Below are 16,753 nucleotides of genomic sequence, written 5' to 3'. Positions count from 1 at the left end.
CCGCCGCGCCCGCCTGTTTCAGGGGATCGGGGGTGCCACCACGGCCAGGGCGCCCGGCTCGATCGTGAACTCGAGCGGCAGCGGCAGGTCGATCACCTCGCCGTCCAGCGCGATATCCACCTTGCGCGAGCGGCCGGTGACGGTGAGCGCGGCGACATCGCCGATCGCGGCGAAATCCTGCCGGCGATCGGCGCGCCCGACCAGCGTGCGCAGCGCGAAACCGATCAGCGCCGTTCGGCTCCGCTCGGCCACCGCGAAGACCGAGAGCTTGCCGTCGTCCAGCGCGCTGCGCGTGCCGACCTGGCCGGCCTTCAGCTCGTAATGGTTGTTGCCGACGAACAGCATCGGCGTGACGACGTCGCTGAACCCGCCCGGCGCGTGGAGGCGCAGGCGATGGTGGCGCAGCCGTTTCAGCGTGCCCCACGACGCCGGGACCGCCGCGAGCCATTTGGGCAGCCTGAACTGGGCCTGCTCCTCGTCGCGCAGCCGCACCATTTCCGGATACAGGCCGATCGAGGCATTGTTGATGAACAGATGCCCGTTGACGCGCGCGACATCGATCCGCCGCCGCTCGCCCGAGGCGATCAGTTTCGCCGCGCCGGGCAGGTCCAGCGGTACGCCGAGCTCGCGCGCGAGATGGTTGCGCGTGCCGAGCGCCAGGATGCCGAGCGCCGCCTTGCCCGTCAGCACCTCGCCCGCCGCGCAGCCGATCGTGCCGTCGCCGCCGCCGACCACGACCAGCGGCAGGTGCGCGCGCGCCTTCACCGCGTCCTGCATGTCGCAGCCTTCGATCAGCTGCAGGTCAATCGCGAGCCCCGCCCCGGCAAAGGCGGCGCGGACTTCGGCTTCGAGCTTGTCCCCCTTCGACGCGGCGGTCCCGCCGCCGGCGTTGATCAGGACGGGGATCAGAACGGGGACGGGCGCGCTCACCCGAACGGAGCGTCGATGGAGGTCGGCGGCTTCGAGAACCAGGCCGGCCCGGTCGCGGTCATGTGGAAGCAATCCTCCAGCCGCACGCCGAACTTGCCCGGGATGTAGATGCCCGGCTCGTTCGAGAAGCACATGCCGGGCTCCAGCCGCGCCGTCTCGCCGCGCACCAGATTGACGGGCTCGTGCCCGTCCATGCCGATGCCGTGGCCGGTGCGATGCGACAGGCCCGGCAGCCTGTAGTCCGGGCCGTAACCGAGCGATGTATAATAGCGCCGCACGGCATCGTCGACGCTGCCCGCCGTCGCGCCGAGCTTCGCAGCGGCGAACGCCGTCTGCTGGCCGCGCGCGACCTGATCCCACACCTTGCGCTGCGCCGCGTCGGCGCTCCCGAACACGAACGTGCGCGATACGTCCGATTGATAGCCCTGCACCGTGCAGCCGCAATCCATCAGCACGATCTGCCCGTCGGCGACGATCTGCGGTTTCCGGCTGCCATGCGGATAGGCCGCCGCCTCGCCGATCAGAACCAAGGCGAATTCGGGACTTCCGCCCAGCTTGCGCGTCGCGGCGTTCATCAGCGCGCCGACATCGGCGTTGCTCATGCCCTTTTCGATCCGGCCATGCGTCCAGCGATAGGCGGCGATCGTCACGTCGGTCGCCGCCTGCATCAGCGCGATCTCGGGCGCGGTCTTGATGCCGCGACAGCCGCGCACGACCGGGTTGGCGGAGACGATCTTCGCCCCGGGCAGCGCGCGCGCCAGACCGTCGACCGCGAAATAGCGCACCGTCTCCTCGATCCCGATCGGTCGCACCGCCAGCTTGCGCTCCTTCAGGAACCCGGCGACCACCGCCAGCGGATCCTGATCCTCCTGCCACACGCGCACATCGGCCGCGATACCCAGAGTCTCGCGCACCGAGGGTGCCTCGAAGAACGGCGTGACGATGCACGGCATGCCCTCGACCGGCAGGACGACACAGGTCAGCCGCTCGCTTCGGCCCCAGCGCACGCCGGTGAAATAGGTCAGCGACGAGCCCGCCTCGATCAGCACGGAGCCGATGCCGTTGGCGCGCATCAAGCCCTGCGCCCGCGCGACCCGCGCACGCCGCTCCGCCTCGCCGATCGGCACGACGCCCCTGGTCATGTCGGACAGGCCTGAGAGGTCCGGCTCGGCGGCGCGCAGCACGGCGGGCATCGACAGCAACGGCATGGCTGCAGCGGCACCGATCAGCTGGCGGCGGTTGAAGGGGGCTTGCCTCATGCATCATGCGATACGGCGCTTGACCGCGCCGCCGCAATCCCCTTCCTTGCCCGCGACAACGAACACCGGAGCATTCATGGGCAAGCGCCTGACCTATTACATCCTGATCGGGCTGGTCGCCGGCCTCGCGCTCGGCCTCGCCATCAACGGCTATTACGACGACGATGGCGGGCCGGGGACGAAGTTCGCCGCCGAGATCGCCGGGTATTTCTCGATCGTCACGGCGCTGTTCCTGCGCCTGATCAAGATGATCATCGCGCCTCTCGTTTTCTCCACGCTCGTCGTCGGCATCGCGCATATGGGCGACACGCAGGCGCTCGGCCGCGTCGGGTTCCGCGCCGTCGCGTGGTTCATCTGCTGCAGCCTGGTATCGCTGACCCTGGGGCTGATCCTGGTCAATCTGTTCCAGCCGGGCGTCGGCCTCGCCATTCCGGTCCCGCCGGTCGATGCGGCCAGCGGCGTGGATCGTGCCGCGTTCAACATCAAGGATTTCATCACCCATATCGTGCCGTCGTCGATGGTCGACGCGATGGCCAAGAACGAGATCCTGCAGATCGTCGTCTTCTCGCTGTTCGTCGGCGTCGGCATCACCGCGGTGGGCGAGAAGGCCGCGCCGTTGGTGCGCGGCGTCGATGCGCTGGCGCAGGTGATGCTGCAGGTGACGAACTATGTGATGCGCTTCGCCCCGCTCGCGGTGTTCGCCGCCGTCACCGCGACGCTCGCCGAACAGGGGCCGTCGATCATCGGCCGGCTCGCCTATTTCATGGGCACGTTCTACATCGCGATGGGGCTGCTGTGGTGCCTGCTGATCGGCGTGTGCTTCCTGATCGTCGGGCGGCGCACGGCGTTGCTGGTGAAATATATCCGCGAGCCGTTGCTGCTCGCTTTCTCCACCGCTTCGTCCGAGGCCGCCTATCCGCGCACGCTGGAGGCGCTCGACAAATTCGGCGTGCCGCCGCGCATCGCCAGCTTCGTGCTGCCGCTGGGCTATTCGTTCAACCTCGACGGATCGATGATCTACATGACCTTCGCGACGATGTTCATCGCCCAGGCGTACGGCATCCCGCTGACGATCGGGCACCAGATCACGATGCTGCTGGTGCTGATGGTCACGTCCAAGGGCGTCGCCGGCGTGCCGCGCGCCAGCCTGGTCGTGATCGCCGCGACCCTGGCGTTCTTCGACATCCCGGAGGCCGGCCTGCTGCTGATCCTCGCGGTCGATCACTTCCTCGACATGGGCCGCTCCGCCACCAACGTGGTGGGCAATGCGGTGGCGAGCGCGGTGATCGCGAAGTGGGAGGGCAATCTCGATCCGCTGGAATCACCGGTGATCGATCCCCTGCCCGCGCCGTCCGGACACGGCCCGAGGGTCGATCGGGACAGTTTTCAGGGGTGAGGGCTTCGCGCCGATGCCCGACCCGCCATCGCCGCACGGGCGGCGAGGACGGGAGGGATCAGGCGTAGGCGTAAGGCCCGCCCTTCTCGAGCGCCGTCTGATACGCCGGCCGGGCGTGGATCTTGTTCAGCCAGGCGATCGTCGCCGGACGCGATTCGTTCAGGCCGGCGCGGCCGCGCGCGGCTTCCAGCGGGAAGCTCATCATGATGTCGGCGGCGGTCATCTCGTCGCCGGCGAACCAGGGGCGGGAGGCGAGTTCGCTTTCGACATAATCGAGATGAGCGTCCGCCATCGGTTGCACGCGCTTGATCGCCTTCTTGCCGAAGAACGGGATCCGCCCGAGGATCAGCAACAGCAACAAGGGCGGCATCATCGAGCCTTCCGCATAATGCAGGAACTGGCGGTAGCGCAGCACCGATTCGCGATGCCCGCTTGGCCCCAATCTGCCATCCGCCTTCTCGACCAGATACTCGCAGATCGCGCCGGTTTCGACGATGACCCGACCGTCATCCTCGATCACCGGCGACTTGCCGAGCGGATGGACCTTCTTGAGTTCCGGCGGTGCGAGCATGGTCTGCTTGTTGCGCTCGTAGCGCTTGATCTCATACGGCAGGCCGAGTTCCTCGAGCATCCAAAGAATGCGTTGCGAGCGCGAATTTTCGAGATGATGGACGATGATCGTCCCGGGGATGGTCACTGGCGCTCTCCTATCGGTTCTCGGCCGACCATAGCCATGCCGCGGCAGGGAAATCCACAGCATTGCCATGGCGGTAGCGTGCGCAGACCTCCGCCACGCGGTCGAGCATGTCCCGTCGGCGTCCGGCGGGCGCATCGCGCAGCACGCGCGCGGCGGGACCGATGCGCGTGAAGAAGGCGACCGCATCGGCGACCGGGTCTTCGCCCTCGCCGGCACGATAGGTGAAATCCACCGCGCGCGGCTCCGCGTTCGACCAGCCCGCCGCCGCCAGTACCGACCGCACGAACTTCTCGTCGGCAAAGGCGAACGGCCCGGGGGCATAGGCTTCGGGCGGCGGTGGCGGCGCGTCGAGCATGGCGGCGACGATCTCCGACGACCAGAGATTGTGCGACGGCGCCCGGAAACAGGAGAAGATCAGCCCGGCGCCCGGTGCCGCCCCAGCCCGCATCGCGGCGAGCCCGTCCACGGGATCGGGAAAGAACATCACGCCATGCCGCGATACGATCAGGTCGAACGGGCCGAGCGGCGGGAGGATGTCCTCGACCGGCCCGGCGACGAAGCCGAGATTGTCGAGCCCGGCGGCACGCTCCGCCGCGACGGCGAGCAACGCTTCGGACAGGTCCATGCCGATGATCCGCGCCTTGGAATTGGCCCGCGCCGCAGCGATCGATGTGGCACCCGCCCCGCAACCGACATCGCCGACGAGCATTGCGGCACCGTCCATCCGGTCCCGGATCGCGGCATCGAGGTGGCGCGACAGATCCGCGAACGTCCGATCGGTCCGCCGCCATTCCGCCGCCCAGACATCCCCGACCGGCCCGGTCCATTCGCTCGCGTCGATGATCGTGCTCCTTTGGCGCGAGTCTCTACCTGCGTTGGAACGGGCGCAAGTGTTTGCGGGTAAAGTCAGGCCGGCGAATTCACCTCACCGCCGTTCGTGCTGAGCCTGTCGAAGCACTGTTCTTTTTTCTTTACCGCCGAAAAGAAAGGACGGCCCTTCGGCAAGTTCAGGACGAACGGGAATGATGTGGTCGATCCGAATGAGGCGGTGTCGAGGCCGATATCCGAGGTGCGCCAATCCGTCATTTCCGCGCAGGCGAAAGTCCATAGTCTCGACGTCTGGTATTCTCGCAGCGGTGGCCAGCATGGATTCCCGCCTGCTCGGAAATGACGACACTGATATGCTGGAGCGAAATTGCCGCCGAGATACCGTGACAGTCTCGCCGGGGACGTCCGCGAAAACCAACGCGAAAGGCTCGCCGACGCGGGCGAGCCTTTCCATGTGTGTGCGACGCGCAGTCGAACGCCGCCTTGAAATTCTTTGTGCTGGACGCTGAGTGGAGTTTTCCGGCCAACCGGTAGTGGGCAGCTCTATGTCCAGAACCCCGCCCCTCTCACCTGAGAGGGGCGCAGGCGATCACATCTCGTCGTCGGTATCGTCCTCGGGCTCCGGCCCGGCCATCATTTCCTCGGCCACCTTGTCGGTGCGGGTACGGATCGCCAGTTCCAGGCGGTCGCACATTTCCGGATGCTCCTTGAGATAGGTCTTCGAATTCTCGCGACCCTGTCCGATGCGCACGCTGTCGTACGAGAACCACGCGCCCGATTTCTCGACCAGCCCGGCCTTGACGCCAAGATCGAGGATCTCGCCGATCTTCGACACGCCCTGACCGTACATGATGTCGAACTCGACCTGCTTGAACGGCGGCGCCACCTTGTTCTTGACCACCTTCACCCGGGTGGTGTTGCCGATGATATCGTCGCGATCCTTGATCTGACCGGTGCGACGGATATCGAGACGGACCGACGCGTAGAATTTCAGTGCGTTGCCGCCGGTCGTCGTTTCCGGATTGCCGTACATCACGCCGATCTTCATGCGCAGCTGGTTGATGAAGATCACCATGCAGCGCGAGCGGCTGATCGATCCGGTCAGTTTGCGCAGCGACTGCGACATGAGGCGGGCCTGAAGCCCGACATGGCTGTCGCCCATCTCGCCCTCGATTTCCGCGCGCGGCACGAGCGCCGCGACCGAATCCACCACCAGCACGTCGATCGCGTTCGACCGCACCAGCGTATCGACGATCTCCAGCGCCTGCTCGCCGGTATCCGGCTGCGAGACGATCAGCTCGTCGATATTGACGCCCAGCTTCTTGGCATAGACCGGGTCGAGCGCATGTTCGGCATCGACGAACGCGGCCGTGCCGCCCGTCTTCTGCGCCTCGGCGATGACGTGAAGCGCAAGCGTCGTCTTGCCCGAGCTTTCCGGGCCGTAGATCTCGATCACGCGGCCGCGTGGCAGGCCACCGACGCCGAGCGCGATGTCCAGCCCGAGCGACCCGGTCGAGATCGTCTCGACCTGCATCGTCTGCTTCGACCCCAGCTTCATCGCCGAACCCTTGCCGAAGGCGCGATCGATCTGCGCGAGCGCCGCCTCGAGCGCCTTGGCGCGTTCGCCGGAGGCCTTTTCTGCGGCCTTGTCGTTGGATGCTGCCATTTTGCTGTCGATGACCTTCAAAGATGCCGCCATGTGCGAAGCTCCACCGCTAGACCGAACGCCCGTTGCGTTCAATCGTCGAAGCAGCATGTATCGCCTTTGTTCTCATGGAACAAGAGTGGAACGAAATTTATTTCCAACACGCCGGACCGGCGCGCCGCAGCCGGTCAGGCCAGGCCTTCCAGGGCCTTAGCCACGCCGTCCATCGTGAACGGCTTGGCCAGGGTCGGGCGGTCGCGGTGATCGTCGCCTAGGCCGTCCTGCGATCCGCCGGTGGCGAAGACGAACGGCACGCCCTGCGCCGCCAGCGCATCGGCGATCGCGAAGCTCTTCTCGCCGCCGCGCAGGTTGACGTCCAGAATCGCCGCGTCGATCCCGCCGCCCGCGACGAGAGCGAGCGCATCGCCGACATTATCCGCCTGGCCCGCCAGCTCCTTGCCCAGGACTTCGAGGAAATCCTCGAGCATCATCGCGATCAGGGGTTCGTCCTCGACGATGAGGATGCGTTGCGGAGCCGTCATATCACGGCCTTAGCCAATGCGCCCCTTTATCGCCACCTTATTTCGCAACCAGAACGGCGCGGGCGGCCTCGGCAAGTTGCTGCACCGAAAAGGGTTTTGCCAGGAACTGAACGTTGTCGAGATCGATCGACTTGCGCAACGTCTCTTCGGCATAGCCCGACATGAAGAGGATCGGAAGGTCGGGATAGCGCTCGCGGGCCTGTCGCACCATCGTCGGACCGTCCATGATCGGCATCATCACGTCGGAGATCAGCAAATCCGGCCGGTCGTTCTTGGCCAATACTTCCAGCGCGGCCTCGCCATGTTCCGCGGTCAGCACGGTATAGCCCTGACGACTGAGCGCGCGCTCGGCGATCGCGCGGACCATGTCCTCGTCCTCGACCAGCAGGATCGTGCCGGTGCCCCAAAGATCGGTCGGCCTTTCCTTCGCCACAACGGGCGCGCGCGCCGGTTCGGGCGCGGCGGTCGCGGTATGGACCGGCAGATAGATGGTGAAGGTGGTGCCTGGTCCGCTCTTGTTGTTGTCGGCGAAGATATAGCCGCCGGATTGCTTGACGATGCCGTAGACGGTCGAGAGGCCGAGGCCGGTGCCCTTGCCCACTTCCTTGGTGGTGAAGAACGGTTCGAAGATCTTGGGCAGGATCTCGGCCGGAATGCCGGTGCCGGTATCGGCGATCTCCAGCGCGACGTAATCGGCGATCGGCAGGATGTCGTTGCCCATGTGGCGGACCTGCGCCGAGGAGATCTGCCGGGTCTGGATCGACAGGACGCCGCCGCCGCCTTTCGACATCATCGCGTCGCGCGCATTGACCGCGAGGTTGACGACGACCTGTTCGAGCTGCCCCGGATCGGCCCGTACCGCACCGAGGCTGCGACCATGCTTGACCGTCAGCGTGACGGTCTCGCCGAGCAGCCGCTTGAGCAGGTTCGACACCTCGGAAATCACGTCCGGCAGCTGCAGCACCTGCGGGCGCAGCGTCTGCTGGCGCGAGAAGGCGAGCAATTGCCGCGTCAGGCTGGCCGCGCGGTTCGAATTGGCGCGGATCTGCTGGATGTCGTCATAATCGCTGTCGCCCGGCGTATGGCGCATCAGCATCAGGTCGCAATGCCCGATGATCGCGGTGAGGATGTTGTTGAAATCGTGCGCGACGCCGCCGGCGAGCTGCCCCACCGCCTGCATCTTGGTCGCCTGCGCCACCTCGCGCTTGAGGCGGGTTTCCTCGCCATTATCCTTGAGGCTGAGAAGAACCGCCGCCTCGCCCAGCCCGCGCGCGCCGGCGATCGACAAGGCGACCGGCTCGTCGGGATGATCCTTCAGCCGCACGGCCAGGTCGGTCGAATGCGTCGCGCCATTGGCGAAGCGGCGGATCGCGTCGGCGACCACGCCCTTGTCCTCGCGCACCAGCAGATCGCCGGGATAGAGCGGCGGACTGTGCGAATCGACCTGCGCGGCGCGTGCGAAGGCGTCGTTCATCTGGATGAAGCGCCCGTCGCGATCGACCAACGCCATGCCGAACGGCATCAGGCTGACGAGGCTGCGGACATGCGCGGTGGCGTTCCCGCCGATCGCCGGGGTGGCGATGTTCGTTTCCTCGTCGAGCAACGCGACGAGCAAGGGCGCGTCGTCGCCCTCGAGGAACGGGATCTGCAGTACGCGCAGCGGCACGCCGCTCAGCCCCTCGCGCTCGAAGCGCACCTGGCCGTGATCGTCGGTGATCAGGAAACGCGCGAAATCGCGGCCGGAGACGGCGCTGTCGTCCTGCCCCATCGCCCGGGCGCGAAACACGCGGTTGGCGCTGCGAATGCGCCCTTCCGGACCGATCAGGGCGGTCATGATGCCGGCGGCGGCGAGGCGATCGCCGGTCGGCCCGGAGATCAGGCCCTCGACCGAGGCGGCCATGTCCAGCCCCTCCGCGCCGCGAAAGCGCCAGACGAGCAGATCGTCGGCCTGCCCGGCCCGCTCGACCATCGCGGCGAGCGGCGTGCCGCGCGCGAGGATGCGATCGACCCGCGCGCTGCCGTCGCGCCACGCCGCGCGCCCGGCGACGCTCAGGCGATCGACGCCATTATCGTCCACCGGCAGGCCCGGCGGCGTGGGGAAGCCGGCGAACAGTTCCTCATAGCGGTCGTTGGCGCAGATCAGCCGGCCGGCGCGGTCGGTGATCGCCACCGCGTCGGGGCTGGCGGCGGCGAGCGCGCGGGCCACGCTCCAGTCGGGCTCGGCCACCTTGCCGCGCGTTTCGGGAAACAGCCGCCGCGTGGCGACCACGCCGCCGGCAAGGATCAGTCCGGTGGCCAGGAACGCGCCGGCGATGGCGATATTGCCGATCAGCCACAGCACGAGCGCGGCCGCCGCGACGCCGCATCCGCCGGCGATCAGCGCGGCGGTGCGGCTGGGGTGGGGATCGGTACTAACGGGGAGGCTGGCCATCGACCTTGTCTTGGAGCCTGTGGCTTTGGCGTCAAGGGGTTAGGCGCGCGTTAGGCAACAGCCCCTCCCCGTTCGCCCTCAGCCTGTCGAAAGGCCGTTCTTCCTCCTGTCGTTCGAAGAAGGAAAACGGTGCTTCGACACGCTCGGCACGAACGGGTTGGGGTTAGCGCATGGCGCTGGTGGCGATTACCAGACCTTCAGGCGATCCGCCGGCGCCAGATACAGCTTCTCGCCCGGCTTGGGCTGGAACGCGCCGTACCACGGGTCCATGTTGCGCACGATCGAGGCGCGCTGTTCGGACGGGCTGTGCGGATCGGTCAGCAGGCGCTGGCGCAGCGTCGCCTCGCGATAGCTGCGCCGCCACACCTGCGCCCAGCCGAGATAGAAGCGCTGGTCGCCCGAGAACCCGTCGATCACCGGAGCCGCCGCCCCGTTCAGCGATTTCTTGTAGGCGTCGTACGCAACCGTCAGGCCGGCCAGATCGGCCATGTTCTCGCCCAGCGTCAGCGCGCCCTTCACATGCATGCCCGGCAGCGGCTCGTACGCATCGTACTGCGCCACGACCTTGCCGGTCAGCGCGGTGAAGTTTTTCACGTCGGCCGGCGTCCACCAGTCGGACAGCGTTCCGCTGGCGTCGTACTTCGCGCCCTGATCGTCGAAATGGTGGCTCAGTTCGTGGCCGATCACCGCGCCGATGCCGCCATAATTCACCGCCGGGTCGGCCGCCGGATCGAAGAAGGGCGGCTGCAGGATCGCGGCCGGGAAGACGATCTCGACCATGCCGAAATTGGCATAGGCGTTCACCGTCATCGGCGTCATGCCCCATTCCCAGCGCTCGACCGGCTTGCCCAGCTTGGCGACCTGATAGGCGATCTGCCACTTGTTCGCGCGCAGGTTGTTGCCGAACGCGTCGCCGGCAACGATCTGCAGGCCGGAATAGTCCTTCCAGCGATCGGGATAACCGATCTTGGGCACGAACGCGGCCAGCTTGGCATGCGCCTTCACCTTGGTCTCGGGCGCCATCCACTCCAGCTTGTCGATCCGCGAATCCATCGCCGAGATGATGTTCTTCACCAGCTGGTCCGCCGCCGCCTTGGTCTCGGGCGGGAAATATTTCGCGACGTACAGCTTGCTGACTTCGTCATCCATCGCGCCGCTGGTGAACTGCACCGCGCGCTTCCAGCGCTCTTCCTGCTGCGGCGTGCCGCCCAGGATCGTGCCGAAAAAGGCGAAATTCTCGTCGTCCAGCGCCTTGGGCAGCACGTCCGAGAAATTGCCCAGCGCGTTGACGATCAATTGATCGCGCAGCACGCCGATCGGCGCGTCGGCGACCAGTTTCGCGATGGCCGCCACCGCGCTCGGCTGCGCGACGACGAGGTCGGTGACGTTCGCCGCGCCGCCGGCCTTGAACATCGCGTCGAAATCCACGCCGGGCGCGAGCTTGCGCAGTTGCGCGACCGTCATCTTGTTATAGGTCTTGGTCGCATCGCGGCTGTCGATGCGCGTCCAGCTGACGTTCGCGATCGCGGTCTCGAAATCGACGATCGCCTTGGCGCGGGCATCGGCATCCGGCTCGCCGGCCAGCGTCAGCATCTTGGCGATGTGCACCTGATACGCTGCCTTGGCCTCGGCCAGCTTGGCATCCTTGCTGAGGTAGTAATCCCGATCCGGCAGGCCGAGCCCGGCCTGATACACGCTGAAGATATAGGCGTTGGGGTTCTTGTCGTCCTGCCCCACGCCGCCGCCGATCGGGCTGCGCACGCCGATCGTCGCCATCTCGCCGAGCAACGCGGAATAGCCGGCCTTCGACGTCGCCTTGATCTTGGCGATCAGCGGCTTGATCGGAGCGAGGCCCTTGGCGTCGATCGCGGCGCGATCGAGATAGGTCGCATAGGCGATACCGATCTTGGACGACGACATCTTGGCCTGCTCATCCAGAATGCCGCGCGTGCGCGATTCGGACAGGTCGGACAGGATGTTGAACGCGCCGTAATTGGATTTGTCGGCCGGGATCGGCGTGGTCTTCGCCCAGGTGCCGCTGGCGTAATCGTAAAAGCTGTCGCCCGGCTTCACGCTCCGGTCCATGCCAGCCTCGTCGAAACCGAACGTGCCATATGCGGGCTTGGACGCGGGCGCGGCCGCCGGTGCCGCGGGAGCCGCGGCCTTGGCGACAGGCTTGGCATCCTTGGCTTGGGCCGCGGCGAACCCGGCGAGCGCGGTGGCGGACAGAAGAACGATGGCGAGCGAACGGTTCATATACGGCGACTCCGAAAGAGCGGGATGCCGCGTGTGTTCTACGTCGCCAATACGCTTGTCAAATAGTGGTAACAAATTTTACCGGATGCCGGGATGACGGCTGTCGACTCTCCTCCCTGGAAGCAGGGGAGAAATATCGAGTCAGCCCTCGAAGGCCTCCGCGCGGTTGTGCCGATTGCGCCATTTATGCCCGATCCACAGCCGCCAGCCGAGCGCCGTCAGCGCGTAGCCGGCGACCGACAGCGCGACGGTGATCACCACCAGCCCGACGATCGTCGCCGGCAGCGCGCCCGCCCAAAGCCAGTGGATCCAGTCGGTATTGGCCGCCACGGTCTGCGCGATCGGATCGCCCGGCACGGCCTGATCGAGCCGAAGCACCGTCTTGCCGATCCAATAGGCCGCGACCCACAAAGGCGGCGTCGTCAGCGGATTGGTGATGAACGTTGTCGCCGCGGCGGTCGGGATATTGGCGCGGAACGGCAAAGCGAGCACCGCCGAAAGAACGATCTGCGCCACGGGAAACAGAATTCCCGTCACCATGCCCAGCGCGACGCCGCGCGGCACCGAACGCCGGGTGAAGCGCCACAATTCGGGCGCCAGCACGCGGTGCGCCACCGGCTTGAGATAGCGATTGCCCTCCAGGCTCTCGCGCGTCGGCATCGACCGGCGCCACCATGCGGCGAGGCGGGCGGGCAGGCCGGGTTTTTCAGCCACGACCAAGCGAAACCGTCAGTTGGTCCTGATCAGGGATTGCCTTCAAAACGCACCGTCATGCTGAACGTGTTTCAGCATCCAGGCGCGGTCGCCCGCCCCTACAACACCGCCCGTTTGGCAAGTGTACGCGCCTGGATCCTGAAACAAGTTCAGGATGACGGGGTACTTCGGAGCGCTGGGCTCACCCACGATCACGCATGATCCTCCCCTGCTCCCGCTTCCAGTCGCGTTCCTTGATCGTGTCGCGCTTGTCGTGCGCCTTCTTGCCCTTGGCCAGCGCGAGTTCGACCTTCGCCTTGCCCGAGGGATTGAAGTAGACCGACAGCGGCACCAGCGTCATGCCGTCGCGCGCCACCGCGCCGTGTATCTTCTTGATCTCGCGCTCGTGCAGCAGCAATTTGCGCGGCCGCTTGGGTTCGTGGTTGAAACGGTTGCCGTGGCTGAATTCGGGAATGTTGGAATTGATCAGCACGACCTGCCCGTCGGACACCTCGGCATAGCTCTCGACGATCGAGCCCTGTCCGAAGCGCAGCGACTTCACTTCGGTGCCGACCAGAGCGATCCCCGCCTCGAATACCGTCTCGATGAAATAGTCGAACTTCGCGCGCCGGTTCTCGGCGACGACCTTGGTCTTTTCGAAGGTAGCGGGTTTGGGTCTGGCCATGGGAGGCAGCGATGTAGGCGCGGGCGACGCGGAAGGGAAGCGCGGCGGGCGCGGATTCCGAATTCGCCCCTACTCTCCCGTTCGTTTCGAGCGCAGTCGAGAAACAGGCTGCGAGCGCTGTGCCCAACTTTCTCGACTGCGCTCGAAACGAACGGACGGGGGTTCGTCGATCTGGCGCGCGGCTCTCGATCTGGCGGCGGCAGCTTCAAAGACTATTTCGCACGAAGCCACGAAGAGAAGACTACGAAGAGAAACACCTTCTTTTTCTTGCTCTTCGTGTCTTCGTGTCTTCGTGCGAAACCCTCTTTTCTATCCACATAAGGGTTCGCGCAGAGGCGCGGAGGACGCAGGGACGAGGGAGGAACGGCTACGCCGTTATCGCGCGTCCGATCACAGCACGTCCGCCGCGACCAGCGCCGCATCCACCGCCGCGCGGCTCGCTTCGTTCGGCGGGGTCATCGGCAGGCGCAGATACATCGGCCATTCGGGCTTCAGCTTGCCCAGCGCGTACTTCACCGGCCCGGGCGAGGCATCGGTGAACATCGCGACGTGCAGCGGGAACAGCTTGTCCTGCAAGTCCAGCGCCAGCGTATAATCCTCGTCCGCGCACGCCGCCTGGAATTCGGCGCACAGGCGCGGCGCGACGTTCGCCGTGACCGAGATGCAGCCGACCCCGCCCGACGCGTTGAACGCCAGCGCCATGTCGTCATTCCCCGACAATTGGCAGAAATCCGCCCCCGCCGCGATCCGCTGGGCCGAGGCGCGCTGGATCACGCCGGTCGCGTCCTTGATGCCTACCACGCTCGGGAACGCCTTGGCGATGCGCGCGACCGTCTCGACCGCGATGTCGGTCACCGTCCGGCCCGGCACATTGTACAGCACGATCGGCAGATCGCAGGACTGCACCACCGCCTCGAAATGGCGGAAGATGCCGTCCTGGTTCGGGCGGTTGTAATATGGCGGCACCATCAGCGCGGCATCGGCGCCCGCATCCCTGGCCGCCCGGATGTTGGCGATCGCCACCCGCGTGTCGTTGGAACCGGCCCCGGCGATCACCGGCACGCGACCCTTCGCCTGATCGACGCACACCCGCACGGCATGGAAATGCTCCTCGGCCGACAGCGTCGCCGCCTCGCCGGTGGTGCCGCAGGGGACCAGGCCGTTCGATCCTTCCGCGATCTGCCATTCGATGAAATCGCGATAGGTTTGTTCCGCGAACGACCCGTCGGATTCGAACGGGGTGACGAGCGCCGGGATCGATCCGGAAAACATGGCTAATCTGCTCCTGTGGTGCGACAATCCGCCGATCCCGGCGCTTTTGGTGGGCGACAGATACGAAGCGATGGCATATCCTGTCCACATGATACCGCTGTTCAAGACCGCCCTGATGTTTGCCACCGCAGCCGGCCTGATGGCGGCCGGGCAGGAACAGCTCGGCTGGGGCCGCGTGCAGCAGATGCTGGAGGGCCAGACCCCGTCGCAGGATGCCGCTCTCGCCTCGGCGGTGGTCGAGTGGCAATCGCTGCGCCAGTCGCCCGGCTATCCGTTCGAGAATTACGCCCGTTTCCTGCTCGCGCATCCCGGCTGGCCGGGCGAAACGGGTCTGCGCGACACGGCCGAGCGCGCATTGGCCAAGGGTGCCTGGGCGCCCTCCACCGTGGTCGCCTTCTTCCGTCGCTTCCCGCCGCGTTCGGGCGCGGGCGGCACGGCGTTCGCCAGTGCCCTGGCGATGAGCGGCTTCCGCGACGAGGCCAATGCGGCGGCGCGCAAGGCGTGGGTCGGTGGATCGCTCGCCGCCACCGACGAGGCCAAGCTTCAGGCCGATTTCTCCTCCGCCTTCGGCCCGCTCGATCAGGACGCGCGGATGGACAAATTGCTCTGGCAGAACAGCCTGCAATCGGCCCAGCGCCAGATTTTCTTCGTAAGCCCCTTGAAACGACCGATTTTCGAGGCCCGCCTGGCCTTGCGCATGAATGCCCCACAGGCGGCAACTTTGGCAACTTCCGTCGAAGCGACCGGCGCGAACGATCCCGGCTTCATCGCCGATCGCGCGATCTGGCTCCGCAACGGCGCGGCCGCCCCGGCCGCGCGCACCCTGCTCGCCCGCCCGCGCCTTCTCGCCACCCGGCCGGGCGATGTCGGGCGCTGGTACGACGTGCTGCTGACCAACGCGCGCGAATCCGCCAATGACGGTCAGTTGACGCTGGCCTATGACATCGCCAGCAAGGTCGACGATGCCTATCCCGCCGGCACCGACGTGTCGAAGGCACCGCTGAGCGAACGCGACGATTACACCAGCCTCGTCTGGCTCGCCGGGCAGACCGCGATGAAGGCCGGCCGCCCGGCGGACGCGATCGGCATGTACGATCGCTACGCCCGCGGATCGCAGACACCGCAATCCCAGTCGAAAGGCTATTACTGGGCCGGACGCGCGGCGGAGGCCGCCGGACGTCAGGTGGATGCGCGCGCCTGGTTCGCCCGCGCCGCCGGCTATCGCGATCTGTTCTACGGCCAGTTGGCGATCGAGCGGCTGGGCCAGTCGCTGACCCCGCCCGCCGCGCCGCTCGCCCGGCCGATCGACGCCAGCGCGCGCAGCAAATTCTACAATCGCGAGGTCGTGCGCGCCGCGCAATATCTCGGCACCACCGGGCGCTGGGAGGACCAGAGCCTGTTCGTCCGCCAGATCGCGATCGACGCCAAGAGCGACAGCGATCATGCGCTGGCCAGCGAATTTTCGCGCGTAATCGGCCGGCCCGATCTCGGCGTGATGGTCGGGCGCAGCGCGATGCAGAACGGGCTGACCGATTATACGACGGTCGCGTTCCCGAGCGTGAAGGTGCCGGCGGACCAGGCGGCGAACTGGTCGATGATCCACGCCATCGCGCGGCAGGAAAGCCAGTTCGATCGCGCCGCGATCAGCCGGGTCGGCGCGCGCGGGCTGATGCAGTTGATGCCCGGCACTGCGCGCGAGCAGGCGGGCAAGCTCGGCATGTCGTACGATCCGGCCGCGCTGACCGCCAATACGGACTATAACATCCAGCTCGGATCGACCTATTTCCAGCGCATCTACGGCAATTTCGCGAGCTATCCGCTGGCGATCGCGGCGTACAATGCCGGGTCCGGCAACGTTAACAAGTGGCTCCGCGCCAATGGCGATCCGCGCATGGGCACGATCGATATCGTCGACTGGATCGAGGCGATTCCGCTGCAGGAAACGCGCAACTACGTGCAGCGCGTGCTGGAGAATGCGGTCGTCTACGATCTGATGAACCCGGCCCAGGCGCGGTCGGCCAGTGCGACGAACAAGATGAGCTGGTATCTCGGCAAGGGCCGGCCGGGCTGAGGTTTGTAAGCCCATCCCACAACGTTCGTCACCCCAGCGAAGGCCGGG

Annotated in this window: 14 protein-coding genes; 2 read left to right on the top strand and 12 right to left on the bottom strand. The window is 66.4% G+C overall.

What is annotated here, in order from left to right; genetic code table 11:
- Positions 1-18: 18 nt before the first annotated feature.
- Both ASG11_RS11665 and ASG11_RS11660 read right to left on the bottom strand, forming a co-directional pair.
- The gene (locus ASG11_RS11665; RefSeq protein ID WP_055779274.1) at positions 19-930 is read right to left on the bottom strand and encodes a diacylglycerol/lipid kinase family protein; all 912 of its coding nucleotides are present in this window, start codon (positions 928-930) and stop codon (positions 19-21) included.
- Positions 927-2,189: a M24 family metallopeptidase gene (locus tag ASG11_RS11660; protein ID WP_055779271.1), complete on the bottom strand. Its 1,263-nt coding sequence runs from the start codon at positions 2,187-2,189 to the stop codon at positions 927-929. Before ASG11_RS11660 ends, ASG11_RS11665 begins: the two co-directional genes overlap by 4 nt.
- Before the next feature lie 76 nt (positions 2,190-2,265).
- Between ASG11_RS11660 and ASG11_RS11655 the strand changes: the two genes are divergently transcribed.
- Positions 2,266-3,585, top strand: a complete 1,320-nt coding sequence (locus ASG11_RS11655) for a dicarboxylate/amino acid:cation symporter (RefSeq protein WP_055779268.1) — start codon at positions 2,266-2,268, stop codon at positions 3,583-3,585.
- Positions 3,586-3,643: 58 nt separating this feature from the next.
- On the opposite strand, the gene ASG11_RS11650 is transcribed toward ASG11_RS11655, so the two are convergent.
- The 10 genes from ASG11_RS11650 to dapA form a co-directional block, all read right to left on the bottom strand.
- The gene (locus ASG11_RS11650; protein ID WP_269083387.1) at positions 3,644-4,282 is read right to left on the bottom strand and encodes a glutathione S-transferase family protein; all 639 of its coding nucleotides are present in this window, start codon (positions 4,280-4,282) and stop codon (positions 3,644-3,646) included.
- 10 nt (positions 4,283-4,292) lie between these two features.
- The gene (locus ASG11_RS11645; protein ID WP_055779265.1) at positions 4,293-5,006 is read right to left on the bottom strand and encodes a class I SAM-dependent methyltransferase; all 714 of its coding nucleotides are present in this window, start codon (positions 5,004-5,006) and stop codon (positions 4,293-4,295) included.
- Positions 5,007-5,188: 182 nt separating this feature from the next.
- The gene (locus tag ASG11_RS11640; RefSeq protein WP_055779262.1) at positions 5,189-5,368 is read right to left on the bottom strand and encodes a hypothetical protein; all 180 of its coding nucleotides are present in this window, start codon (positions 5,366-5,368) and stop codon (positions 5,189-5,191) included.
- Between the two features lie 331 nt (positions 5,369-5,699).
- The gene (gene recA / locus ASG11_RS11635) at positions 5,700-6,809 is read right to left on the bottom strand and encodes a recombinase RecA (protein ID WP_201781310.1); all 1,110 of its coding nucleotides are present in this window, start codon (positions 6,807-6,809) and stop codon (positions 5,700-5,702) included.
- A gap of 134 nt (positions 6,810-6,943) precedes the next feature.
- On the bottom strand, positions 6,944-7,297 hold the full coding sequence (locus ASG11_RS11630) for a response regulator (protein WP_055779260.1): 354 nt from the start codon (positions 7,295-7,297) through the stop codon (positions 6,944-6,946).
- Between the two features lie 37 nt (positions 7,298-7,334).
- The gene (locus tag ASG11_RS11625; protein WP_055779257.1) at positions 7,335-9,728 is read right to left on the bottom strand and encodes a hybrid sensor histidine kinase/response regulator; all 2,394 of its coding nucleotides are present in this window, start codon (positions 9,726-9,728) and stop codon (positions 7,335-7,337) included.
- A 186-nt stretch (positions 9,729-9,914) separates the two neighbouring features.
- On the bottom strand, positions 9,915-11,984 hold the full coding sequence (locus ASG11_RS11620) for a M13 family metallopeptidase (protein ID WP_055779254.1): 2,070 nt from the start codon (positions 11,982-11,984) through the stop codon (positions 9,915-9,917).
- A gap of 141 nt (positions 11,985-12,125) precedes the next feature.
- Positions 12,126-12,644: a DUF2062 domain-containing protein gene (locus ASG11_RS11615; protein WP_055780773.1), complete on the bottom strand. Its 519-nt coding sequence runs from the start codon at positions 12,642-12,644 to the stop codon at positions 12,126-12,128.
- A gap of 235 nt (positions 12,645-12,879) precedes the next feature.
- Positions 12,880-13,362, bottom strand: a complete 483-nt coding sequence (gene smpB / locus ASG11_RS11610) for an SsrA-binding protein SmpB (protein ID WP_055779252.1) — start codon at positions 13,360-13,362, stop codon at positions 12,880-12,882.
- Positions 13,363-13,752: 390 nt separating this feature from the next.
- A complete protein-coding gene (gene dapA / locus ASG11_RS11605; RefSeq protein ID WP_055779250.1) occupies positions 13,753-14,634 on the bottom strand; it encodes a 4-hydroxy-tetrahydrodipicolinate synthase in 882 nt (293 codons plus the stop codon).
- Positions 14,635-14,722: 88 nt separating this feature from the next.
- Between dapA and ASG11_RS11600 the strand changes: the two genes are divergently transcribed.
- Positions 14,723-16,705, top strand: a complete 1,983-nt coding sequence (locus ASG11_RS11600; RefSeq protein ID WP_055780770.1) for a lytic transglycosylase domain-containing protein — start codon at positions 14,723-14,725, stop codon at positions 16,703-16,705.
- Positions 16,706-16,753: the final 48 nt, after the last annotated feature.

The organism is Sphingomonas sp. Leaf357, assembly GCF_001423845.1.
GTDB lineage: Bacteria > Pseudomonadota > Alphaproteobacteria > Sphingomonadales > Sphingomonadaceae > Sphingomonas.
This window is presented reverse-complemented; position numbering and strand designations above follow the sequence as displayed.